Source organism: Rhodospirillum sp. A1_3_36 (genome assembly GCF_047263945.1).
Lineage (GTDB): Bacteria > Pseudomonadota > Alphaproteobacteria > Rhodospirillales > Rhodospirillaceae > Rhodospirillum.
Genome location: NZ_JBLAVB010000002.1, coordinates 378,907 through 400,587, shown reverse-complemented (window position 1 = coordinate 400,587; position 21,681 = coordinate 378,907). Strand labels below are relative to the sequence as shown.

Here is a 21,681-nt window from a genome sequence, read left to right as displayed (position 1 = left end):
CAACGCCGGTGTTTCGTGTTTTTTGGGCGATAGCCCAAGCCCATTTGGGGGCCAATGCCCCCAAACCCCCGTTTTTTTAGCCCGGGGTCTGGGGCCTTTTGGCCTCAGCCTCGCCAAAGAGGGGGGGAACGGGGCAAAGCCCCGTTACGGGAAAGCACCGACTGTCGTGTACCCTGGCCCGTTTTCATGGGCCTTCGAGGCCTAGTTGTGCCAAGAAGTGGCCCAAGTGGCCTCGGAGCACTCTAGGGCTCCTGCTGTTCTATTGGAGGGGCTATGTGGGGGCAGCAATCTCCAGAACGGTGCCTGGTCCGACGCAGGCCAGGACTTGGCGCAGGTGCGGGGTTGAGAGGGCCACGCAGCCTTGGGTCGGTTTGCCTTCCGGTGGGGCAATGTGGAGGAAGACGGCGCTTCCAAGTCCGGGAACCACGGGATCATCGTTATGGCCTAAAACGACAATCAGATCATAGAGATTGTCTTCCCGCCAAAGGCGCTCGTGACTTGACGGATGGGGCAAGGTGACCGGTCGATTATAGGAGGTGAGGTCTTGGGGGTCGTCGCACCAGCCCATATCAGGGGTCAAGGCCACGACGGGCAGGGCCGTCATGGGGGGATCCACCCGATCGGCACGATAGTAGACCCGACGGAGGGGAAATTTGCCGACGGGGGTGCCCCCATCCCCTTCCACCTTATCGCGGAGAATACCGCGACGACCCAGGCGGCAAGGAAAGAACTTGGATCCAGCCTGCAAAACGCCTGGCGCTTCTACTCGAAGGAGCGGAACAGAACCGGTCGTCGTACAGTCAGGCATCAATGGGCGCCGCACGGGTCAGGGGGATGGAACCACGGGCCTTCTGGTATTTCTCCAATCCCATCATCATTTTTTGGGCGAACCAAGCGTCTTGATCGATTTCGCCGCCCTCTGGAGATCCTCCCCTTGGAGATTCCCCCCCTGGAGGTTCCATGATGGTCGTCGTGGCTTTTGAACCCGCTCCCGTTTGGCCGACCTGCAGGACATCTCCCTCGGTGGTTCCAGAAGAAGCACTGTTCGAGGCAGTCTTCAGAACCCCGCTGGCCGAGAGAGGCCGACTGGCGGCTTGGGCTTCGAGCAATTGGGCCATAGCTGCAGGATCGGGGAGGGGGGATTGGGAACTGGACTGACCGGTGGTGTGAGTCTGGCTGGAGGTCGATCGGGTCGACCGTCCGGCGTTGAAGCGGACAGCCCGGTTTCGGTAATCATCAAGGCTTTTTCCTGCGAATTCCCGGGTTTCAGACAGGGATCGTGGCTGTCTGCTTGTGGCGGTCGCCGGGTCCACCGCTGTCTGAGCCGGGTTCCTGTCGGCCCGAAGGGCCACTGTTTCAGATTGCGCTGGGGCACGGGTGGCCATGCCCAGGGCGTCATCCCCCAGAGGAGGATTCACGGGGGCACGACCGGCAACTTGTGGCGTTTGTCCGACTGAGGATGCGGCTTCGGCCCGTTGAGGCAAAACGATGTCGACGCTGCCGGGCCGAGGGGGTGTTGGTGAAACAGCTGGTGAAGCAGCCCCGTCTCCCAAGGGGGCGAGAGCCCCGTCCCCCAGGGGAAGGTTGGATGGCATGGTTCCCTGGGTTGTTAGGGAACTGCCCCCTAAAGCGGCTGTTGTCATGCCCGTATTCGCCGCCATCCGCCAACGCGGAGGGAGGAGATCCAGGGGAGCGTTGGGATCTTGGGCCAGAGCCTGGGCAGATTCTGCCTGACCCGAGGGGGGGTTGACCTGAGCTGTTTTCACAGTCTCTTCACCATTGACGGCCATGTCGAACAGCGCAACGGCGTGTTCCCCCAGATCCTTACCGGTCAATTCCTTGGCTAAAACGTTAACGGCCGCTCCCGCGAGGCCAACAACGCCTCCGAACAAGACACCTCCGGCCAACCGCGGACCGGCTTTTATCTGATCGTCGGTCAGCTCCCGGTAAATCGTGTTGACCACTGGGATATGCTGCAGGGGATTGATGACGTCCAGCGCGTCCCAGAAGGTAAAACCATCCATAAAGTCGTCGTTGATAACCTTATCCCCCTCGAGCCGGTATCCCGGATTCGTGGTATCTCTGGGTGCCTGTGGCAGGCTGGTTATCGCGTCGACGGCCATTGTGGACATCCTTAGCGTGGACGGCTCAAGAAAAATGGTACCCTTAACCTAAGCAAATGGCGTGCCGGATATAAACCTATTGTTTTTCAAGGGGATGAAAGATTCTGTTCTCTGATTTTTCCTACCGGTCGGCATCTTCTGCCTGTCTGGGCGGCAAGGGGTACCGACCAGGCCCTCAGGCTGTCTCCCCCGGGATTTCCTGAATCAAAACAAGTGGCCGCCTTTTCGAGCCTTGGTTTGCAGATACCGGAGATTGTGGGGATTGGGCTCGTAGATATGGGGGACCCGCTCCACCACCTCGACCCCATGGCGGGCGAGGGCTTCGACTTTCAGGGGATTGTTGGTCAGAAGTCGGACTTTGCTCAGTCCCAACAGGCGCAGGATTTCCGCCGCAGGCAGGTAAATCCGCTCGTCGTCGTCAAACCCTAACTGTCCATTGGCATCAAGGGTATCAAAACCCTGGTCCTGGAGTTGGTAGGCCCGCAGCTTGTTCACAAGGCCGATACCCCGGCCTTCCTGGGCCAGATAGAGCAGGACGCCGCTCCCCTGGGCGGCGATGGCGTCAATGGCGCCACGCAATTGATCCCCGCAATCGCATCGCAGGGAGCCCAGCAGGTCGCCGGTGAAGCATTCGGAATGCAGTCGGGCCAGGACCGGTTGGTCCGGATCGGGTGTTCCCACCAGGATCGCCAAATGTTCCGTGCCCCCGTCGGAAGGGCGGAAGGCGATAATCCGGGTATCTTCCGCTCCGTTCAGGGGCACCCGGGCCTCGCTGACCTTGCGCAGGGAGCGCGCCGCCGCAATCTGGTAGTCCAGAATGTCCCGGGAGGAAAGGGACAGGGTTGGGGGCGTCAATGTGGTGAGGTCCTGGGCCGGATCCAGATCGACGACCAGGGCGGCCGGCAGCAGCCGGGCCAGCTTGGCCAGGGTGACCGCCGCTGCTGCGGCAGAGTTCATGCGCAGGGGGGTCACTTCGGTGATGGCGGGCAGGGGGCCTTCCAGGTCCAGGCAGGGATCGGCAAGGCGGCTGACCAACTCCGGTGTCGGGGCGTCTGCCAGGGTCAAGGCGACCGGATCCGGTCCGGCTTCCGTCAAGCCGAGGACGGTGGCGCGGCGACCTGTCAAGAGAACCCGGGCTGGGCCAGTGGCGCGGTGTGCCAGATCGCCGAGGGTGGCTGGGGAGACGGATTCTGCAGCCAGAGCCAGGAGATGGCTGTTTTTTCCCCGAATGGAAACGGGCGCACCGAGACGCAATTCCGCCAAGCCCCGGTCGACGCGGGCCAGGATGCCGGGATCCTGGCCAAGACTCTGGCCTGATTCCTGATTGGAATGATCATTTGGATTGGACCCCGGAGAGAGGGGAGAGACGGGGGAACGGGTGTCTTCAGTCACGGGATATCCAACATGTTCGATAAAAAAAGTTCTCACCCCTCCTTCGAACTCGAAGGAAGTATCCGATGGCGTCCATATGGGGTGTCGGTCCTTGGCAAACCAGACGAATTGCCAATCATGGATCGGGAAGCTTCGTAACTGGGAATTTGCCGTTCCTATACCAAAGCGCGCCCGGTAATGGTATCCATAGAATAACGGAAAACGAAGAGTGCAACAAACCATGACATCCGGCAAGCGTCTGCTCCTGGTCGATGACGATGATTTCCTCCGCCGATCCCTAGGCGAGCAATTGCGAGCCCAGGACGATCTGGACAGTGTCGATGAAGCGGCCTCCGGGGCCGAGGCTCTGAAACTGGCTGTCGCGGGCCACTATGACGTGATCTTGCTGGATGTGGGTCTGCCGGACGAGGATGGACGCGACACCTGCCGCGCCATGCGTGACGCGGGGGTTCGGGGGCCGATCATCATCCTCACCGCCGCCGATACGGATGACGACACCATCCAGGGTCTGGGGGCAGGAGCCAATGATTACGTGACCAAGCCCTTCCGCCTGGGGGTTCTCCTCGCCCGGGTCCGGGCCCAGATGCGTCTTCACGAACAAAGCGATGACGCTGTTTTCCTGATCGGACCCTATCGGTTTCAGCCTGCAACCAAGATGCTGGTGGACCGGACCACGGAAAAAAAGGTGCGCCTGACCGAGAAGGAAACGGGGATCCTGAAATTTCTCTACCGGGCCGGGGACAAGGTGATAGCTCGGGATGTTCTGCTCCACGAAGTCTGGGGGTACAGCGCCCAGGTCACAACTCACACCCTGGAAACCCACATTTACCGCCTCCGCCGTAAGATGGAACCCGATCCTTCCCAGGCCACGATTTTGGTGACGGAGGAGGGGGGGTATCGGCTGGTCCGGGGGAATGGTGGGGAGTAGGTGGCCTTCAGGTTCAATACGGTACAAGACAGGGGGTATTGTCCCGTGCCCCACTGGGGGCAAATGCCCTCAAATGGGTTTGGGCAATCGCCCAAAAAAGACGAAACACGGGCGTGTACTGTGAGGTTGAATCGGAAGGAACTCTGGTCTATCAGGATGCTATCCTTCATCGGCTTGTAGGCTACGAAACATTACGAACGCATCGACATAGCCTTGTTTCGGGTGCTGGAATGCATTCGGCAAGCGGCCAACGATTTCGAACCCAAGGTGGCGCCATAGTCGGACCGCCCGATCATTGCTGGAGATCACGAAATTGAATTGCATGGCCAGGAATCCGGCCTGTCGCGCGATCTCCAGAGAATGCTCGCACATGGTTCTTGCCACGCCACGACCGGTGGCGTCGGACGCCGTCATGTAGCCGCAGTTCGCCACATGGGCGCCGCCTCCCGTCTGATTGGCGCGCAATACATATGTGCCGACCACGCGTTCCTGATCTTCTGCCACGAAGCAGAGCCGGTCCGGTGCCATCCAATAGGAAAGGGCCTCCTCACGATCCATGTCACGTGGAAGGGTATAGGTCTCGCCCGCCCGGATCACGGGCTCAAGAATCCGCCACAGGGTGTCCTTGTCACTGGGTTGCGCGGGTCGAATGGAGAGCATGAAACAAGTCCTCTGAGCGAGTCAGCGTCACCGGAACGAGAATATCGAACGGGAAAGTGGGGGCCGAAGGGAACACAGAGCGGACAACCGGCTTTCCGGCCTACGCGATATTCTAGAGTGCTCCGAGATCAAACCACCTCAAGTCGATTCCGATTTTGGGTGGTTTGATCTAAATGACCATCAATGCTGCCGTCAATGCGTTCAGGGTGGGGATGCCAGCATCGGTCGCGCGCAGCTGGCCCTTTTCACATTCAATCAGGCCTTCCGACCGCGCCATGGACAAGCCGTCCCGGTCGATGATGTCAGCCAGTCCCAGGCCGGTCAGGCGGCGCATGCGGGCGTCACTCACCCCTTCGGCCAGGCGTAGACCCATCATCAGCATTTCCTGGGCGCGGTGGCGTGGAGGAATGTGGCTTTCCTCCTTCAGGCCCGTCCCGGTATCCTCGACCCGTTTAAGCCAGGATTCGGGGCGGCGGTGGGCCACGGTGGCGCGGAAGCCGTCGGCGTCCACCCGCAGGCGGCCATGGGCTCCCGGTCCGACGCCCAGGTAATCCCCGCCCCGCCAATAAATGAGATTATGGCGGCTTTCCTGGCCCGGGCGGGCATGGTTGGAGACTTCATAGGCGGGAAGACCCGCGTCGCTCAGGATATCTCGGGTGAGCAGGAACAGGTCGGCGCTTTCGTCCTCGTCGGGTAGGGTAAAGTCTCCCCGGCAATAGGCGCCGAAAAACCGGGTGCCCTGTTCTATGGTCAATTGGTAGACGGACAGGTGGTCCGATCCCAGGGTCAGGGCTCGGCGCAGTTCCGCTTCCCAATGGTCCAGGGTCTGTCCGGGGCGGGCATAAATCAGGTCGAAGGAGAAGCGGTCGAACAGGCTCCGCGCCGTATCCAGGGCCGCCAAAGCGGATTTGGCATCGTGAACGCGACCCAGGAATTGCAGGGCGCGATCCTCCAGGGACTGGATCCCCAATGACAGGCGATTCACTCCGGCCAGCTTGAAATCCCGAAAGCGGTCCCGGTCGACGGTCCCCGGATTGGCCTCCAGGGTAATTTCCAGGTCTGGGGCCGTGGGCCAGAGGTCCGATGCCCGATCAATGAGGGCGGCGACCGTATTGGGGGCCATCAAGGAGGGCGTTCCTCCGCCCAGGAAAATACTGGTGAGCATGCGACCCTGTCCGGCCAGCCGTGCAGACTGGGTCTCCAAGTCGGTGATCAGGGCCTGGGACCAGATACCATGGTCGATGGTATCGACGACATGGCTATTGAAGTCGCAGTACGGGCATTTGGACAGGCAGAACGGCCAGTGGATATACAGGCCGAACCCTTCGTCCCCTTGCGTGACGGTCGAAATTTGATGGTCTTGGTCGTCCATGGGGGTGGACTCCGCCTTTCCCAGAAAAAAGACCCGGGCGGAACCGCCCCCGGGGTTATGGCTTTAGGCAGGCATCCACCATTTTGGCGAAGGCGCGGGCCCGATGGCTGATCGCCTGTTTGGCGTCCGACGCCATTTCGCCGAAAGTGGCGGTATGCCCTTCTGGTTGGAATATGGGGTCGTAACCGAAGCCATGCTCGCCCCGAGCGGGCCAAATCAGCAGGCCATCCACCCGACCCTCGAACGTTTCCACATGACCGTCGGGCCAAGCAAGCGCCAGAACGCAGAGGAAAGCGGCGCTGCGATCCGGTGACCCGGTCAACAGGGTATTTATTTTTTCCATGGCTTTGCCGAAGTCTTTTTCCGGTCCGGCCCAGCGGGCGGAATAGACGCCCGGTGCGCCGTCCAGGGCGGATACCGTCAAGCCGGAATCATCGGCGAGTGCGGGCAGGCCCGAAGCTTCGGCGGCGGCGCGGGCCTTGATCAATGCGTTCTCCTGGAAGGTCGTCCCGGTTTCTTCCGGCTCGGGCAGGTTCAATTCGCCTGCCGATTTGGCTTCCAGGCCGAACGGTGCGATCAGGGCGTTGATCTCCCGCACCTTGCCTGCGTTATGGCTGGCCACCACCAGGGGGCCTTGGGTGAGTTTTCTCGTCATGGGTCAGTCCCTTGCCCAAACGGATCAATCGGCGAGGCCGAGGGCGGCCTTCTGTGCCGCGACCAATTCGCTGACACCTTTTTGTGCCAAGCTCAGCAGCTCCATGAACTGGGCCTGGGAAAAGGGGGCTTCCTCGGCGGTACCTTGGATTTCCACGATGCCACCCCGACCCGTGAGCACGAAGTTGCTATCGGCCTGGGCGTTGCTGTCTTCGGCATAATCCAGGTCGAGCACGGCGGTTCCCTGGTACAGGCCGCAGGAAATAGCCGCCACATGGTCAGTCAGGGGAATCTCCTTAAGGATGCCCAGGGTTTTCAGGTGGGTGAAAGCCATGTGGAGGGCCACCCAGGCGCCGGTGATGGCTGCGGTGCGGGTGCCGCCATCGGCCTGGATCACGTCACAATCAAGCTTGATCTGCATCTCGCCCATCTTGGCCAGGTCCGTGACCGAGCGCAGGGACCGACCGATCAGCCGTTGGATTTCCTGGGTGCGACCACTTTGCTTGCCCCGGGCGGCTTCCCGGTCCGTGCGGGAATGGGTGGAGCGGGGCAGCATGCCGTATTCCGCCGTGACCCAGCCCTTGCCACTGTTGCGCATCCAACTGGGGACCCGTTCGTCGACGCTGGCCGTGCAAAGCACATGGGTGTCGCCAAACTTGGTCAGGCAAGAGCCTTCAGCATATTTGGAGAAGCCGGGCTCGAGGGAGATGGCCCGGGTGGACTCGGGGGTGCGTCCGGAAGGTCTCATGACGGTTTTCTTTCGGTGGCCTGCAGGATTTGACCGGTGTTCTAGAGCAAACCGGCGCAAATCAAAAACCATTTCCTGGTCCTTCATCGACGACTTCCGTCGAATCCGGGGGAGGCAGAGGCGTTGGGCCGTTGACCGGAACCCCTGGGCGACCTACCTTGGTGAAGACTGTCCTGAAACCGTTGGGAGAAATAAGGCCATGGTGATGACGGGTCGCGGACCTATCGTCACCGAGCTGGACGAACGGTCTCGAAAGATCTTCGGCCAGATCGTGGAGACATATGTGGAAACCGGGGAACCGGTGGGCTCTCGGACGTTATCCCGGCGCTTGGCGGTCTCGCTTTCCCCGGCCACCATCCGGAATGTGATGGCGGATCTTGAGGAGCAGGGCCTCCTCTATGCGCCCCATACCTCGGCGGGGCGCATGCCAACGGATGCGGGGTTGCGTCTGTTCGTCAATGGCCTGCTGGAAGTGGGCGGTCTTGATCCCATGGAGCGGGATCGGATCGACGCGCAGGTCCAGGGCGCAGGAAAAAGCGTCGATAGTCTGTTGAACGAAGCCACGACCATGTTATCGGGCCTGTCCCGGTGCGCCGGTCTGGTGTTGGCGCCCAAGACGGACAGTGGCCTGAAACATATCGAATTCGTGCCCCTTGGTCCGGGCCGGGCCATGGTCATCATGGTCACCGAGAATGGTTTGGTGGAAAACCGGGTGCTGGAAGTCCCCCAGGGCCTGCCCACCAGCGCGTTGGCCGAGGCCACCAACTACCTGAATGCCCGCCTGTCGGGCCGCACCCTTGATGAAGCCCGGGACGAAATCCAGGAGGAGCTGGATAACCACCGGACCCAGATGGACGAATTGGCCGCCCGGGTGGTGGCAACCGGCATGGCCACCTGGTCCGGCGGCGACCGGAGCGGCGAACTGATCGTGCGGGGTCAAAGCCATCTGTTGGCCGATGTCACGGCCCTGCAAGACCTGGAACGCATCCGCAGCCTGTTCGAGACCCTGGAAACCAAGGAACAGGTCCTGCGTATTTTGGACATGGTGAATGGAGCTGAGGGCATTCAGATCTTCATCGGAGCGGAGAACGAGTTGTTTTCCGTCTCTGGCTGCTCCATGATCGTGGCCCCTTATCAGAATAGCCGGGAGGAGATCGTCGGCGCCATTGGCGTGATCGGTCCCACCCGGATCAACTACCGCCGTATTATCCCGTTGGTGGACTACACCTCCAAGGTTATCAGTCGCATGATCGGCTGAAGCGGCGGTCTTCCCGAGAAAATCCAAGGTAAAGACGGAACGCGTCATGACGCAGCAGAACAACACGCAGGAAAACCCGGTACCCGAGTCCGAGGATCCGTCCTGGGAGGATACCGCAACCCCGACCGGGGAGACCCTCGGTGAGGACCTGGATGGCGCTGAGGATCCGGAAGCTCGCATCGCCGCCCTGGAGGCGGAAAATCGCAAGCTGAAGGAAGACTATCTCCGTGCGCTGGCCGAGGCCCAGAACGCCAAACGCATGGCCGATAAGCGGATCGAGGATAATTCCCGGTATGCGGTGTCGAATTTTGCCAGGGCGGTGCTCGGTGTCGCCGACAACTTGACCCGCGCCCTGATGGCGGCTCCGCTGGAGGCGCGGGAAACCAACGACATGATCAAGAATCTGGCCGTTGGCGTCGAGATGACGGCGAAGGAATTGGAAAATGCGTTGAGCCAATACCAGGTGCGCAAGGTCGAGGCCCAGGATGCGGCCTTTGATCCCAATTTCCACCAGGCGGTTCAGGAAGTGGAAAACACTGCCGTTCCCACGGGGACAGTGGTTCAGGTGCTCCAGGACGGCTATGTGATCCACGACCGCCTGTTGCGCCCGGCCATGGTCATGGTCTCCCGGGGTGGCCCCAAGCGTGAAGCCAAGGTCGAAGCGGAAGAGGGCGGTGCTGTGGGCGTCGACCGCACCGTTTGAGGAAGACTTTTAGAGCATGTCGCGTGAAATGTGATTCACGCGACATGCTCTAACCCTCTGATATTGAAGCAAATTGTCGTTGCAATCTGTTCCAGATTACTCAGGATTTGCTCTAGAGATCCGGTTTTTCCACTGGTTTTGAAAAGAAGACCGGTTGGGGTGGGGGATCTATCCATCCCAACCGGTCTGTTACTTTTCGAACGAAAACTGAATTCGATATCCAGACCTTGGGACTCAAGTGTAGACGGCATCAATCGCGTAGAAAAAACACCGAAGAGATCCTTTCAGATCGGAAATAAATTTAAAATATTAGTGGAAGTTCTATTCAATTTCACTGTCAAAGTACCAATCTAAATTTTGATCTAAAGGGGAAACGCCGTGTTTTTGCGTTAACACGGACGACAAAGTTTCGGTGATTGGGATCATTCCGTATATATCGTCGTCATGATCTTCTGAAAACAGCTCTTTCAAAGAGTTGATATCAATATAAGATATGTCTATTTCCTTTATCACTCGTTCTGTATCGTAAGAAAATCCACGAAGGTATCGTTTTATAGCCACGATTATTCTCCTTATGGCTCTACAGATCGACTAGGATCAGCATCTTTTGTCCTTTTTCCTGTAATATGATCAAACTCTCCTTCATGTTTCCCTCGTCTATTATAGCGTTCCACCGCTCCACTTTCGTAATCCCATTCATATATTTTGCTGTCAGAGTCTTTCCATCTTGCGCGTAACTTCCCAGCTGCATTGCGAGTTTTTGGAGTGGCGCGATGCGTATCCGGAAAGGCCGGTAGTGATTTCGGTGGATTGTAATAGTTATGGTATTTCGAATCTCTTCCACGTTCTTTGCGCGCATCATGTTCCCGTTGCCTCTGCTCAATCGACCCTTTTGAGGAATCCGAGCGTTCGCGGCGGGGAATTTCCCGCTCTGCACGTCTGCCAAAGGCAAAAGCGTTACTAAGGGCAAATATCTGAATCAGCAGCGTGGTAATTAAGAGCATCGCACGAACTGGTTTTTGGAAAAGGATCAACCGTTTCACGGATCGACCTCCTCCAAAAAGATTCGGGATTGACGCAAGACGCAGGCGTCTTCTTCGCAGAGCGGTAGGAGGATGCGTTGAAACGGTCGCTCCCGCCGCTCCTTTTCGCCGACAGTAAAGGCTGGTGCATTGGCTGCGATGAAGCTCCGCATGGTAGCCTCGATTCGGTCCGCCTCTTGACTGTGCTTTTGCTCTCGCCGATCAAGTAGGATCACCGCATCTACAAAATCATTTTGTTTTACGTCCAAATCTAAAATAGTAATTCCGAAGATGCCGGGTTCAATAGGGACATTAAACCAGTCACAGTCAAAAGAATTGTGACATGCAGAACGATTTTCTCTCTTAGGGCTTGTCAAACAAGATAGAATCCCTTGTTTATTAAACGTGCATGCAACAAGATCTGGTGGGCTACTTACTTCTGGAAGAAATGGACCAGCTAGCATAGCACCAGGACCATCCCAGGGCTGTCCCCCAATTTTATTGTGATCTGTCTCTACGTGAATATCAAACCTTCGGCTACCTTCTGCAGATGCTAGTTTTATTATGGATATATTAAGTAATATCATTAAAATGCACGAAGAGATTGATAAGAATAATCTATTTTTAGTCATGTGTTCCTCATTGAATTGAGATCTACATTATCTTGTGCTTGAGGCATATGATCACAGCTCTCCCAGAGGAAAAGTCCTCTGTTGTCACAGGGTGGTGTTTGCCAATGACCTTGGAGTGTTCCAGATCAGACGATAGGATGCACTGAAAGATTGAGAGATGTGCAAAAAAAATAAAAATACAGCTTTTAATTGTTAATGAGTATTAATCAAATCAGATAAATTTTCCAGACCAGCACCCAGGCGGACTTCCGGTGGTGCAGGAGCTCCTCACGGATGGGGAGTGTCATTTTTTGACCTGTTTCGTTGATTGCCTGACGTTCTTCGGGACAGAAGCAGGATGGTGAGGCCAAGAACGATCACGCCACCAGTGGCGAAAGGAAGGACCGCGTCTCCGGCTTTGGGACTGAACAAGAGGCTCCAGGCGCCTTTCAGGAGAGCGCCAAGGGCGGCGACGGCAAAGCCAAGGCCCCAGGAGCGGTGCCAGAAGGCGGCAACCAGGGCCACCGTATAGGCCAGAACCGCAGCCCCGCCGAACAGGGTTTGCCCGGTCCAGCCCTGGGTGAGAAAGGCCCGTTCCATGGCCAGGAAGCCACTGACCTTCTCCACAGGGGCGTCGGGGACCGGGAACCAGAACATGGAGGTCAGGATCGCCAGGATGGTGGCGAAGACTCCCGCCAGACTTCGGCGCCAGGCCGCGTAACAGAGCGGAAGGACGAGGAGGGGACGGGCGACCCAGGACAAGAGGTTCTGATGGCGTTCGAAAGCCCAGTCAAAGAATGCGGGCTCTGTGAAAAACATGACAAGAAACACGCCAATCAGCCCGGCGAACCCGACGGCGAGGAGCCAATCCAGGGGGTCCCGGAAGGGATCCGAGGTCGGGTGTTCACGCCTCACCCCCAGGGACCGCGTCGGGTGGCGGGGGCCTGTCCCATTTCGGCTGCCAGTGCACGCAGCTTGGCGATGCGGTTCTCCGTGGCCGGGTGGGTGGTGAAGAGGTTGTCCATCTTCTTGCCGTGCAGGGGATTGATGATGAAAAGATGGGCCGTGGCCGGATTGTGCTCGGCTGAGGGATTCTCGATGGCCCGGGCGCCCCGGTCGATTTTGGCCAGCGCGTTGGCCAGCCAAAGGGGGTGTCCGCACAGCTCGGCTCCGGTTCGGTCGGCGCGGTATTCGGCGGTGCGCGAGATCGCCATTTGAACCAGCATGGCCGCCATGGGTGCCAGGACCATCATCAGGATCACCCCGACAAAGCCCAGGGGATTGTTGTTGTTCCGACTGCCGCCGAAGAAGAAAGCGAAATTCGCCAACATGGAGATGGCGCCTGCCAAGGTGGCGGTCAGGGTCATGGTCAGGGTGTCCCGGTGCCGCACATGGCCCAACTCATGGGCCATGACACCAGCCAGTTCCTCGGTTGAGAGCATGCGTATCAGGCCTGTGGTGGCGGCCACCGCAGCGTTCTCGGGATTGCGGCCCGTGGCGAAGGCATTGGGCTGGGGGGTATCGATCACATAGACCTTGGGCATGGGCATACCGGCCCGCTGGGTGAGCTGGCGGATGATACCATACAGGTCGGGTGCCGTCCGGGCGTCCACTTCCCGCGCGTTGTGCATGCGCAGGACCATCTTGTCGGAATTCCAATAGGCGAAGACGTTCATGCCTCCGGCGATCAAAAGGGCAATGACCATGCCTCCCTGGCCGCCAATCAGATAACCGACGGCGAGAAACAATCCGGTCATAGCGGCCAACATCAAGGCAACGCGGGTGAAACTCATGATCTGACTCCCGATGAACCCCAGTGAATGATGGACCACAGGTTCCGATCCTGACATAAGCCGGGGAGAGTGGTCGTCAAGACTGGAATGGAGGGGGTCGGAAGACCCATATCAAAGCAATGACCGAAAAATCAGCCAATACACCCATCCCGGGTGAGCCCGCCAAGGCACCGGATACCAAATCCACCGAGACCTCCACGTCCCCAAAGGAGGAAATACCAAAGGAGGAGGTAAAGGAAATCGGGGGACCCCGGGGTCCGGAACCGACCCGCTACAACGATTGGGAACGCAACGGTCGCTGTAGCGACTTTTAAACGATCCATCGCCGTTCTCCCGCGGCTTTTCCAGGACAGGTCTTCGCCCGGTGTCTCCCTTCGTCTTCGCCGCGGTTCTTGGTGCCGCCCTGCTGCATGCCGCCTGGAACGCTGTGGCCAAGGTTGGGCTGGATGGCTTTGCTGCGATTCTTCTCATCGCCATGGCCGGTGGGGTTGCGAGCTTTATCCTGCTGCCCTTCTTTCCGACACCGGATCCGGCGTCCTGGCCCTATCTGGCGGTCTCGGTCGCCTTGCACCAAGGGTACAACCTGGGTTTGATTGCGGCCTATCGGACCGGTGACTTTGGGCAGGTCTATCCCCTGGCCCGGGGTGGGGCGCCGCTGATGGTGACTCTCGCCGGGTTGTTGGTTCTTGGGGAGCCCTTGGATCCGGGTCCGTTGGTGGGGATCCTGGTCCTTGTTTCCGGTGTTTGGCTCATGGCCAGGCGCGGAGGGGGAACAGGTTTGCCGGATCGCCGGTCCGTTCTTGCCGCCCTGCTGACTTCGGCGTTCATCGCGGGCTATACGGTCACCGATGGCCTGGGAGGGCGTCTGGCGGGATCCCCCCATGGGTATGCCCTGTGGTTGTTTGCCCTGGATGGGGTCTGCGCTGCGGTGATTTACCTGGGCGTCCGGGGTTGGGCCGGAATTCGTGCCCTGGGACCGGCTCTTCCCGCCGGTTTGGGCGGCGGAGCCCTGTCCCTGGGTGCCTATTGGACGGTGATTTGGGCCATGACCCAAGCGCCTATGGGGATGGTCGCAGCCCTCCGGGAAACCAGTATCCTTTTTGCCCTCCTGCTGTCCGTCTTGGTTCTCAAAGAACGGGCCGGTCCCTGGCGCCTCGCCGCCGGTGGGCTGATCGCCCTGGGAGCGGTTCTTTTGAAGACTTTGTGAGGCTTTAGAGCATCGAGCGGAAGCGGAAAGGGGGCATGGTACACGACAGTTGGTCCTTTCCCGTCACGGGGCTTTGCCCCGTCCCCCACTGGGGCCGAAAGGCCCCAGACCCCAGGCTGTTCTTTTTAAAAGAAAAATGGGGGTTTGGGGGCATCGCCCCCAAAGGGCCTTGGGCACTCGCCCAAAAAAGACGAGACACTGTCGTGTCCTGAGAAAAGGGGGGGAGAACGCCATAAACGGGAGGGCGGGGACTCACTCTGCCTGTAGCTTCAACGCCAGATAGCGAAAAAAGTGGAAACGCGGCACACGAGTGCTAGAATAGGGGTTGTTGAACTCCTGTTGCTCTCTATTGGTGTGTGCTGTCCCATGGCAACCGCTTGGTTTTCCTCTTCATTGTTTTTCTGCGCGATGGGTTTGGTCGTCTTCGGCCCGACCAGGGTTTCCGAAACGCATGCGGGTGCGATCGCCGACGTAGAGACCGGCGTCATTTCCGGCCCGGTGCAGGCCGAGGTTCAATCCGTTTATGACGGCGATACCATGAAGGTTTTGGCCGCCATTTGGCCTGATCAGGTGGTGCTGACCTCCGTCCGTCTGAACGGTGTGGATACCCCTGAAATCCGGGGGAAATGCCCAGAGGAAAAGGCCAAGGCCAAGGCTGCGCGGGATCGGGTCCGCGCTTTGGTGGCAGAGAACGGCTCACGCGTCTTGTTGTTGGGGGTGCAGCGGGGCAAATATGCCGGTCGGGTCGTGGCGAATGTGGCCATGCCTGACGGTCGAGACTTGTCCCAGGTCCTGGTTTCTGAAGGGCTGGCCCGGTTGTATGACGGGAAGACTCGCCAATCTTGGTGTGTTGGCGGATGAAGTGTGACGTAGAGCCCGGTACACGACAGGGAGTGCTTTCCCGTCACGGGACTTTGCCCCGTCCCCCACTGGGGCCGAAAGGCCCCAGACCCCAAGCTCTTATTTGTAAAAGAAAAAGGGGGGTTTGGAGGCATTTGCCCAAAAAACACGAGACACTGTCGTGTACTGTGGACGCGAAGTGGGGATGGCCCGTCTGCCTCTTGGCTTGGCTGCTGGCGGCTTTCCTTTGGGGTGGGGTTTGGTCCATCGCGTCAGCGGCGGACATGCAGATGGCTTCCGAGGCGCCCGTGGTCATGCCCACCGTACAGGAGATGGATTCCTGGCTCTCCCGAATGGGGAGGGGGCAAACGGAGGGTCCCTTGATCGCCCAAGCCTGTTGCAAGACATGCCGCAAAGGTAAGGCATGTGGGAATAGCTGTATCAAGCGGGACAAAAGCTGCAGTAAGCCTCCTGGCTGTGCCTGTGACGGCCAGTGATGCTTGGATCACCCTGATCGCTGTTCGAAGGCCTTCTATTTTCCGTAAAAATCCCTGTACCAAGCGACGAAGTTCCGGACCCCGTCCTCGACGGAGGTTTTTGGCATGTAACCCGTGGCGTTGGACAGCAAGCTCACATCCGCCCAGGTTCCCGGAACATCCCCCAATTGCATGGGAAGCATGTCTTTTTTGGCTTTGATGCCGAGAGAGTCCTCGAGCAGTTCAATGTAGTGCATTAACTTGATCGGTCGGGTGTTGCCGATATTGAAGACCTGGAAGGGACCGACGGGGCTGGTGGCCGGGTCGGGGACAGGCTTGTCGTGGGGCACAGCGGCAGGAATGTAATTCAAGGATTTCAGAATCCCATCGACGATATCATCAATATAGGTGAAATCCCGGATCATCTCCCCATGGTTAAAGACCTTGATGGGGTCCCCCTTCATCATGGCTTCGGCGAACAGGAACAGGGCCATATCCGGGCGGCCCCAGGGGCCATACACGGTGAAAAAGCGCAGGGCCGTACAGGGCAGGTCGTAGATATTGGCGTAGGAATGGGCCATCATCTCCGTCGCCCGTTTGGTGGCGGCATAGAAGGTTAGCGGGTGATCAGCGGGGTGATGCTCGCTGAAGGGTTGCTCTCGGTTCGCCCCATAGACGGAGCTGGTCGAGGCGAATACCAAATGCTCCACCGCCGTCGCCCGGCATCCCTCCAGAATAGAGAACGTACCGATTAGGTTGGAATCCACGTAGGCGCGGGGGTTTTCCAGGCTGTAGCGCACCCCTGCCTGGGCGGCCAGATGCACCACCCGGTCGGGTCGGTGGCGGTCAAAGACAGCGCGGACGGCAGGTTCGTCGGCCAGATCCACCCGTTCTTCGACGTAATCCGCAAAGGGAGTCAGTCGGGCGGCCCGGGCTTCCTTCAGCGAGACGTCGTAATAGGGCGTGAAATTATCCAGGCCCACGACGGCGTGGCCTTCCGACAGCAGGCGCAAGGCCACATGGTTGCCGATAAACCCGGCGGAGCCGGTGACGAGAACCTTCATGGTGGAATTCCCAGGGTAAGGGATTGGGGAAGACGGAGGCCCTGTATAGGCGAACAAGCAGATATTGAAAAGGAGCGGGCCACGGTACACGACAGTGTCACATATCTTTTGGGCGATTGCCCAAGCCCGTCTGGGAGAAAATGCCCCCAAATCCCCATTTTTTTAGCCCGGGGTCCGGGGCCTTTCGGCCCCGGTGAGGGACGGGACAAAGCCCCGTGACGGGAAAACATCCCCTGTCGTGTCCCCGTGGGACCGGGCAAGAGAAGGAGCGCAAAAGGCGGGCCCCTTTAGGGGGGCGTGGGAAAGGCATCCTGTTTTCAAGCCCGTGCGGATCAGCACCCCCCCTATGCGGTTTTTGCGCATAGCGCTGCATTGTATACTCGATTAAGGTGATCGCACTATCCGGAATATGTTTTCGATATTTCTGGAAGTCGGCAAAAAAAATGAAAAATGCCGAGACTCATGGGGAGGTATTCAAATGTTCATCCGTCTGATCGACGGGCTGAATGAGGTTGTTGGCCGCGTTTTATCCATCGTGGCAGTCCTATTCGCCAGCATCATTATTTATGACGTTGTCATGCGATACGCTTTTAACGAGCCATCGCGGTGGGCGTTTGACATTTCCAAAATGCTTTACGGATTTTATTTCGTAATGCTGGGTGGATATGCATTGAGGCATGGGTCTCATGTCCGCGTCGACTTGCTGCTTGAAAAGCTTTCTCCGACAGTGCGTCGTTGGGTGGAAGTTCTCGCCTATCCAATATTTTTCTTTCCTTTTGCTTGGGTGTTTACCACCAAAGCCTTTGATTTTGCCATGCGCTCCTGGAATTCGTCGGAATCAACATACGGAGCGGTCCAGATTCCCGTTTATCCCCTGAAGATCGCCATGGCCGTTGCGGCGGTTCTGCTTTTACTTCAGGGCTTGGCTCAAGTATTGAAATTGATCATGAACGTGGACATGGAGAGCGAGAATGCTGAGTCCTGAGCTTATTGCTCTCGTCATGTTCGGCCTGCTGGTGGTGGGCTTGTTCATGGGCCACCCTCTCGCTTTCGTGCTGGGTGGGACCGCCGTCATTGGTGCCCTGTTGGGGCCCGGCGAACGGGTTTTGGGTATTATCGTTAGCCGGATCTTCGGCGATGTCCTTGACAACTACACCCTGATTGCCATTCCGCTTTTTGTCCTTATGGCCCGCTTCCTGTCGGATTCTGGGGTGACGGACAAAATGTTCGAATCCCTTCGTTTGATGTTGGCCCGGGTTCGGGGAGGTCTGGCGCTTGCGGTGGTGTTCATCTCTATCCTGTTGGCCGCCACCACGGGGATTATCGGTGCCTCCATCACCGTAATGGGCGTGATCGCCCTGCGGCCCATGCTGCAGTACCGCTACAGCCCAACTCTGACCACGGGTGTGATCGCCGCCTCGGGAAGCCTGGGTATTCTCATTCCGCCCTCGATTATGCTCATCTTGATGGCCAGTTACAGCCCACTGTCCGTCGGTCAGTTGTTCGCCGGAGCGATGGTCCCCGGTGTGGCCCTGGGTTTGACCTATGCGGTTTATGTGGCGCTGGTGGCCGTCTTCCGTCCCGATATGGCCCCTGCGGCCCGGGCCGAGGAAGTGGGTGAGCATTCCCGTGTCCAACTGTGGAAAATGCTGGGTCTTGAAGCGGTTCCGCCATTGGTCCTGATTCTGGGTATTCTCGGGAGCCTGCTGGCCGGTATCGCAACGGCGACGGAGGCTTCTGCCATCGGCGCCTTCCTGTCCCTCGCCATTGTCATCGTCCGTGGCAAGTTCGAATGGCGGACGTTCTTCGGCGCCCTGCGGGAAACCGCGAGGACCTCGGCAATGATCCTGTTCATTGTGGTGGGCGCCACGGCCTTCACCGGCGTCTTCAACATCAGTGGGGGCCTGGGTGCGGTCCAGGACATCATTCGGGGTCTGGATATGCCCGCCTGGGCGCTGATCACGGTGATGATGGTGATCGTTTTTATCTTGGGCGCCTTCTTGGACTGGACCGGTATCGTTCTGCTGTCCTTCCCCATCTTCCTGCCGATCGTTCAGGAAATGGGGGTCAATCTGCTGTGGTTCGTTGTTCTGATGGCGGTTGTCCTGCAGACCTCGTTCCTGACCCCACCATTTGGGTATGCGCTTTTCTATCTGCGTGCCATCGCGCCCCCTGAAGTGCGAACCGGACAGATCATCATGGGCGTTGTGCCGTTTATCGGGCTGATCATCCTTATGGTGCTGGCCGTGGCCTTCTTCCCAGAGTTGGTCACCTGGATGCCCGATCAATTGTATACTAAATAAAAAAGGGAGGTTTCCTAATGAATATGTTTACCAAGACCCTGCTTGGGGCTGTTTCCATCAGTGTTCTGGCGGCTCCGGCCTTTGCCACTGAGAAATGGACCATGACCTCTACTTGGACCTCTTCTTTGGCGCTGATCGAGTTCGATAAGCACTGGGTGGAGCTGGTGAACAAGCTGGCTGGCGACGAGCTGCACATCGATTTCTTCGAGGGGGGCACCCTGGTGCCATCCGGTGAAGTTTTCGGTGCCGTCCAGTCCGGTGACATCCAGGCTGGCGCCGACTGGCCCGGTTATTGGGCGGGCCGTAGCCCGGCTTTCTCGCCGCTGGCCACCCATACCAGTCTGTTCAACGCCGTGGATTACATGAACTGGATCACGGCTTGGGGTGGTGAGGACCTGTACAAGGAGGTCTACGGCAAGTTTGGCATGGTTTATATTCCCTATGCCGTGACCAGCGATGAATCCGGTTTCCGGACTCAGACGCCGATCAAGACGAAGGAAGACCTGAAGGGTAAGCGTTTGCGCCTGTCTGGCCTGGATCAGGGCAAGGTTCTGGAGCGTTTGGGTGGCAATCAGGTGTCCATGGCCGGCCAGGAAATCTATCAGGCCATGGAACGCGGCGTGATTGACGGCGCCGAGTTCTCCACGCCGAACGTGGATCTGACCGCTGGTTTCGATCAGGTCTCCAAGGCATGGTCGACCCCGGGGTGGCACCAGTCCGCCTCAGTCTTCGGTGTGATGATCAACAAGGCGGCCTACGACGCCCTGTCCGACGAGACCAAGGAAAAGTTGGAGATCGCTGCGCAGGCCACCATGACCTGGGGTCTGGCGACCTTTGAGAAGCTGTCCTCCCAGGCGACCCGAGATTTTGCAGCCAAAGGCATCGAAATCACCCGCATGGATGACAAGACCCTGGCCGAGATTCAGCAGGTTTCCAACGAAGTGATTACCGAAAGCGCCTGTGCTGACCCGTTGACCGCCAAGGTTTATGCCAGCCAGCTGGCCTATTTGGCGGACTATAAGGATTGGCGCGCGGCCTCCCAGCCCTTCGGCTTGGGTCGCAACCCGAACGGTCCGGATCTGGCCAAGATCCAGGAATGCGCCGACAAGCAGTAAGTTGGAGCCTTTCCACCCCAAGGAAAACCCCCGGAGGATCGGTCCTTCGGGGGTTTTTATTTCATGCCTGAAGGGTACAGGATCGGGGGGTGTTTTCCCGTCACGGGGCTGAAAGGCCCGAGACCCCGGAATAAAAAAAGGGGGGTTTGGGGGCATTGGCCCCCAAATGGGCTTGGGCAATCGCCCAAAAAATATAAGACACTGTCGTGATACTTGGTTTGTCAAGTGGGGAAGGCTGCCGGTGAGGAAGAGAAAGACCTATCCGGGGTGTTTCTTAAACCTCCGGTCTTCATTTGAGGCTATTATCCCTCACCATCCTTTTGTAGGCTCCTGGGGCGATCTGTCAGCGAAGATGGGTCGGCCCAAAGTCCTGACCGCTTTTCTCTCTCTATCCCATTTCGTGCAGTTGCAATGTAGTGGACCGAAGGAAGCGTCCTATGACCGTGGAAGACTTGTTTTTTAGCCGCTTGGGTCCGGATTTCGAGATCACGATTGTGGATGTGGGCGCTGCCGAGGTCGGGGAGAAACCGAGCTATGAATCCCTAGTCTCTTCTGGTTTTGCCCGTCTCATCGGCTTCGAGCCCGATGAGACGGCCTGCGCGACCTTAAACGATAAAAAGGAAGGCAAGCGGGTCTACTACCCCTATTTCGTCGGGGATGGGCGAAAGGCCACTTTCTATGAAACCGTCTGGCCTCCAACCGGGTCCCTTTATCCACCCAACACGGCTCTAGTCGAGAAATTCCAGAACCTTAGTGAGGTGATGATCCCCAAGGCGGAGCATCAAGTGGAGACCGTCCGCCTTGACGACCTGCAGGAAATTCCCCGAGCGGAATTCATCAAGCTCGACGTCCAGGGCGCGGAACTGCGTGTCCTGGAAAATGCGGTTTCTTTGCTGCGGAGCACCCTGGTTGTTCAGGTGGAAGTGGAATTTGTGGAGCTCTACAAAGGACAGCCCCTTTTCGCCGACGTGGATTGCTTCCTCCGATCCCAGGGGTTCCAGTTCCATTGTTTCGCGAACGGCCTTGCCGGGCGAGCCTTTAAGCCCATGGTGGTTGGTGATGACATCAACCGACCCTTGCGCCAAGTGCTCTGGGCAGATGCCATTTATGTCCGTGACTGGATGGAACTGGATGCCCTGTCGAATGACCAATTGCTGGCTTATGCTCTCCTGTCTTGCCTCGTTCTTCGCTCTCCAGACCTGTCTCATCAGGTCTTAGGCCACTATGATCTGGTGAACGGCACCCGAGAGGCGGAGACGTTCATGGCCTTTTTGCAGCGGAGGTAATCCCGCAGTTGGGAAAGGGAGAGGCCCGCCAGATCGCTCCTTGGGGTCCTTTGGGACCTCCCTTTATCGTCGTTGTTGTGTCAAAGACGCTCGAACCCAATTGATTGGCGCTGACCGTCGGCGTAC

General features: G+C 58.4%; 23 protein-coding genes. 10 read left to right on the top strand and 13 right to left on the bottom strand.

The features are described 5' to 3' along the window. Window positions 1–271: 271 nt before the first annotated feature. From ACLIRY_RS06300 to ribA, 3 genes are all read right to left on the bottom strand, one after another. The gene (locus ACLIRY_RS06300; protein ID WP_413204507.1) at window positions 272–808 is read right to left on the bottom strand and encodes a L,D-transpeptidase family protein; all 537 of its coding nucleotides are present in this window, start codon (window positions 806–808) and stop codon (window positions 272–274) included. Next, a complete protein-coding gene (locus ACLIRY_RS06295) occupies window positions 801–2,123 on the bottom strand; it encodes a hypothetical protein (RefSeq protein WP_413204506.1) in 1,323 nt (440 codons plus the stop codon). Before ACLIRY_RS06295 ends, ACLIRY_RS06300 begins: the two co-directional genes overlap by 8 nt. A 204-nt stretch (window positions 2,124–2,327) precedes the next feature. Continuing rightward, a complete protein-coding gene (gene ribA, locus ACLIRY_RS06290) occupies window positions 2,328–3,410 on the bottom strand; it encodes a GTP cyclohydrolase II (protein ID WP_413204781.1) in 1,083 nt (360 codons plus the stop codon). A 325-nt stretch (window positions 3,411–3,735) separates the two neighbouring features. Between ribA and ACLIRY_RS06285 the strand changes: the two genes are divergently transcribed. Continuing rightward, the gene (locus ACLIRY_RS06285) at window positions 3,736–4,443 is read left to right on the top strand and encodes a response regulator transcription factor (protein WP_413204505.1); all 708 of its coding nucleotides are present in this window, start codon (window positions 3,736–3,738) and stop codon (window positions 4,441–4,443) included. A gap of 159 nt (window positions 4,444–4,602) precedes the next feature. Here ACLIRY_RS06285 and ACLIRY_RS06280 read toward each other — a convergent pair whose 3' ends face one another. From ACLIRY_RS06280 to rph, 4 genes are all read right to left on the bottom strand, one after another. Continuing rightward, window positions 4,603–5,103 carry an N-acetyltransferase family protein gene (locus ACLIRY_RS06280; protein ID WP_413204504.1) on the bottom strand — a complete coding sequence of 167 codons (501 nt, stop codon included), beginning with the start codon at window positions 5,101–5,103 and terminating at the stop codon, window positions 4,603–4,605. Between the two features lie 169 nt (window positions 5,104–5,272). Beyond that, entirely contained in the window at window positions 5,273–6,475 is a 1,203-nt protein-coding gene (hemW, locus tag ACLIRY_RS06275) for a radical SAM family heme chaperone HemW (protein ID WP_413204503.1), read from the bottom strand. A gap of 55 nt (window positions 6,476–6,530) precedes the next feature. Then, the gene (rdgB, locus tag ACLIRY_RS06270) at window positions 6,531–7,130 is read right to left on the bottom strand and encodes an RdgB/HAM1 family non-canonical purine NTP pyrophosphatase (RefSeq protein ID WP_413204502.1); all 600 of its coding nucleotides are present in this window, start codon (window positions 7,128–7,130) and stop codon (window positions 6,531–6,533) included. 24 nt (window positions 7,131–7,154) lie between these two features. After that, the gene (rph, locus tag ACLIRY_RS06265) at window positions 7,155–7,877 is read right to left on the bottom strand and encodes a ribonuclease PH (RefSeq protein WP_413204501.1); all 723 of its coding nucleotides are present in this window, start codon (window positions 7,875–7,877) and stop codon (window positions 7,155–7,157) included. A gap of 199 nt (window positions 7,878–8,076) precedes the next feature. Between rph and hrcA the strand changes: the two genes are divergently transcribed. Both hrcA and grpE read left to right on the top strand, forming a co-directional pair. After that, complete coding sequence (hrcA, locus tag ACLIRY_RS06260) at window positions 8,077–9,135, top strand: heat-inducible transcriptional repressor HrcA (protein WP_413204500.1); 1,059 nt, start codon at window positions 8,077–8,079, stop codon at window positions 9,133–9,135. A 46-nt stretch (window positions 9,136–9,181) separates the two neighbouring features. Next, complete coding sequence (grpE, locus tag ACLIRY_RS06255) at window positions 9,182–9,838, top strand: nucleotide exchange factor GrpE (protein ID WP_413204499.1); 657 nt, start codon at window positions 9,182–9,184, stop codon at window positions 9,836–9,838. A gap of 321 nt (window positions 9,839–10,159) precedes the next feature. Here grpE and ACLIRY_RS06250 read toward each other — a convergent pair whose 3' ends face one another. The 5 genes from ACLIRY_RS06250 to htpX all read right to left on the bottom strand — a co-directional run bounded on the left by ACLIRY_RS06250 (window position 10,160) and on the right by htpX (window position 13,264). Next, window positions 10,160–10,399, bottom strand: coding sequence for a hypothetical protein (locus ACLIRY_RS06250; protein WP_413204498.1), 240 nt, complete (start codon window positions 10,397–10,399; stop codon window positions 10,160–10,162). A gap of 11 nt (window positions 10,400–10,410) precedes the next feature. After that, window positions 10,411–10,881, bottom strand: coding sequence for a colicin E3/pyocin S6 family cytotoxin (locus ACLIRY_RS06245; protein ID WP_413204497.1), 471 nt, complete (start codon window positions 10,879–10,881; stop codon window positions 10,411–10,413). Further along, window positions 10,878–11,492 carry a hypothetical protein gene (locus ACLIRY_RS06240; RefSeq protein WP_413204496.1) on the bottom strand — a complete coding sequence of 205 codons (615 nt, stop codon included), beginning with the start codon at window positions 11,490–11,492 and terminating at the stop codon, window positions 10,878–10,880. The genes ACLIRY_RS06245 and ACLIRY_RS06240 overlap by 4 nt, the downstream gene beginning before the upstream one ends. Window positions 11,493–11,759: 267 nt before the next feature. Then, window positions 11,760–12,386, bottom strand: coding sequence for a hypothetical protein (locus ACLIRY_RS06235; RefSeq protein WP_413204495.1), 627 nt, complete (start codon window positions 12,384–12,386; stop codon window positions 11,760–11,762). Continuing rightward, entirely contained in the window at window positions 12,383–13,264 is an 882-nt protein-coding gene (gene htpX / locus ACLIRY_RS06230) for a zinc metalloprotease HtpX (protein WP_413204494.1), read from the bottom strand. Before htpX ends, ACLIRY_RS06235 begins: the two co-directional genes overlap by 4 nt. 119 nt (window positions 13,265–13,383) lie before the next feature. Between htpX and ACLIRY_RS06225 the strand changes: the two genes are divergently transcribed. The 3 genes from ACLIRY_RS06225 (at window position 13,384) to ACLIRY_RS06215 (ending at window position 15,332) form a co-directional block, all read left to right on the top strand. Next, window positions 13,384–13,578, top strand: a complete 195-nt coding sequence (locus ACLIRY_RS06225) for a DUF1674 domain-containing protein (RefSeq protein ID WP_413204493.1) — start codon at window positions 13,384–13,386, stop codon at window positions 13,576–13,578. Between the two features lie 50 nt (window positions 13,579–13,628). Continuing rightward, a complete protein-coding gene (locus ACLIRY_RS06220; protein ID WP_413204492.1) occupies window positions 13,629–14,471 on the top strand; it encodes an EamA family transporter in 843 nt (280 codons plus the stop codon). 408 nt (window positions 14,472–14,879) lie between these two features. Continuing rightward, window positions 14,880–15,332: a thermonuclease family protein gene (locus ACLIRY_RS06215; protein ID WP_413204491.1), complete on the top strand. Its 453-nt coding sequence runs from the start codon at window positions 14,880–14,882 to the stop codon at window positions 15,330–15,332. Between the two features lie 511 nt (window positions 15,333–15,843). Here ACLIRY_RS06215 and ACLIRY_RS06210 read toward each other — a convergent pair. Beyond that, complete coding sequence (locus ACLIRY_RS06210) at window positions 15,844–16,851, bottom strand: NAD-dependent epimerase (protein WP_413204490.1); 1,008 nt, start codon at window positions 16,849–16,851, stop codon at window positions 15,844–15,846. A gap of 478 nt (window positions 16,852–17,329) precedes the next feature. Here ACLIRY_RS06210 and ACLIRY_RS06205 point away from each other — a divergent pair, with 478 nt between their 5' ends. From ACLIRY_RS06205 to ACLIRY_RS06190, 4 genes are all read left to right on the top strand, one after another. Then, on the top strand, window positions 17,330–17,836 hold the full coding sequence (locus ACLIRY_RS06205; protein WP_413204489.1) for a TRAP transporter small permease subunit: 507 nt from the start codon (window positions 17,330–17,332) through the stop codon (window positions 17,834–17,836). Continuing rightward, window positions 17,823–19,154, top strand: a complete 1,332-nt coding sequence (locus ACLIRY_RS06200) for a TRAP transporter large permease (RefSeq protein ID WP_413204488.1) — start codon at window positions 17,823–17,825, stop codon at window positions 19,152–19,154. Before ACLIRY_RS06205 ends, ACLIRY_RS06200 begins: the two co-directional genes overlap by 14 nt. A gap of 17 nt (window positions 19,155–19,171) precedes the next feature. After that, window positions 19,172–20,269 carry a TRAP transporter substrate-binding protein DctP gene (dctP, locus tag ACLIRY_RS06195; RefSeq protein WP_413204487.1) on the top strand — a complete coding sequence of 366 codons (1,098 nt, stop codon included), beginning with the start codon at window positions 19,172–19,174 and terminating at the stop codon, window positions 20,267–20,269. A 437-nt stretch (window positions 20,270–20,706) separates the two neighbouring features. Next, complete coding sequence (locus ACLIRY_RS06190) at window positions 20,707–21,555, top strand: FkbM family methyltransferase (RefSeq protein WP_413204486.1); 849 nt, start codon at window positions 20,707–20,709, stop codon at window positions 21,553–21,555. The last annotated feature ends 126 nt before the right edge of the window (window positions 21,556–21,681 follow it).

Excerpts from the sequence above, each read along its gene's own strand:
- ACLIRY_RS06300 (WP_413204507.1), bottom strand. The coding sequence starts at position 808 with ATGCCTGACTGTACGACGACCGGTTCTGTTCCGCTCCTTCGAGTAGAA.
- ACLIRY_RS06295 (WP_413204506.1), bottom strand. The coding sequence starts at position 2,123 with ATGGCCGTCGACGCGATAACCAGCCTGCCACAGGCACCCAGAGATACC.
- ACLIRY_RS06285 (WP_413204505.1), top strand. The coding sequence starts at position 3,736 with ATGACATCCGGCAAGCGTCTGCTCCTGGTCGATGACGATGATTTCCTC.
- ACLIRY_RS06280 (WP_413204504.1), bottom strand. The coding sequence starts at position 5,103 with ATGCTCTCCATTCGACCCGCGCAACCCAGTGACAAGGACACCCTGTGG.
- hemW (WP_413204503.1), bottom strand. The coding sequence starts at position 6,475 with ATGGACGACCAAGACCATCAAATTTCGACCGTCACGCAAGGGGACGAA.
- rdgB (WP_413204502.1), bottom strand. The coding sequence starts at position 7,130 with ATGACGAGAAAACTCACCCAAGGCCCCCTGGTGGTGGCCAGCCATAAC.
- rph (WP_413204501.1), bottom strand. The coding sequence starts at position 7,877 with ATGAGACCTTCCGGACGCACCCCCGAGTCCACCCGGGCCATCTCCCTC.
- hrcA (WP_413204500.1), top strand. The coding sequence starts at position 8,077 with ATGGTGATGACGGGTCGCGGACCTATCGTCACCGAGCTGGACGAACGG.
- grpE (WP_413204499.1), top strand. The coding sequence starts at position 9,182 with ATGACGCAGCAGAACAACACGCAGGAAAACCCGGTACCCGAGTCCGAG.
- ACLIRY_RS06240 (WP_413204496.1), bottom strand. The coding sequence starts at position 11,492 with ATGACTAAAAATAGATTATTCTTATCAATCTCTTCGTGCATTTTAATG.
- htpX (WP_413204494.1), bottom strand. The coding sequence starts at position 13,264 with ATGAGTTTCACCCGCGTTGCCTTGATGTTGGCCGCTATGACCGGATTG.
- ACLIRY_RS06225 (WP_413204493.1), top strand. The coding sequence starts at position 13,384 with ATGACCGAAAAATCAGCCAATACACCCATCCCGGGTGAGCCCGCCAAG.
- ACLIRY_RS06215 (WP_413204491.1), top strand. The coding sequence starts at position 14,880 with ATGGGTTTGGTCGTCTTCGGCCCGACCAGGGTTTCCGAAACGCATGCG.
- ACLIRY_RS06210 (WP_413204490.1), bottom strand. The coding sequence starts at position 16,851 with ATGAAGGTTCTCGTCACCGGCTCCGCCGGGTTTATCGGCAACCATGTG.
- ACLIRY_RS06205 (WP_413204489.1), top strand. The coding sequence starts at position 17,330 with ATGTTCATCCGTCTGATCGACGGGCTGAATGAGGTTGTTGGCCGCGTT.
- ACLIRY_RS06200 (WP_413204488.1), top strand. The coding sequence starts at position 17,823 with ATGCTGAGTCCTGAGCTTATTGCTCTCGTCATGTTCGGCCTGCTGGTG.
- dctP (WP_413204487.1), top strand. The coding sequence starts at position 19,172 with ATGAATATGTTTACCAAGACCCTGCTTGGGGCTGTTTCCATCAGTGTT.
- ACLIRY_RS06190 (WP_413204486.1), top strand. The coding sequence starts at position 20,707 with ATGACCGTGGAAGACTTGTTTTTTAGCCGCTTGGGTCCGGATTTCGAG.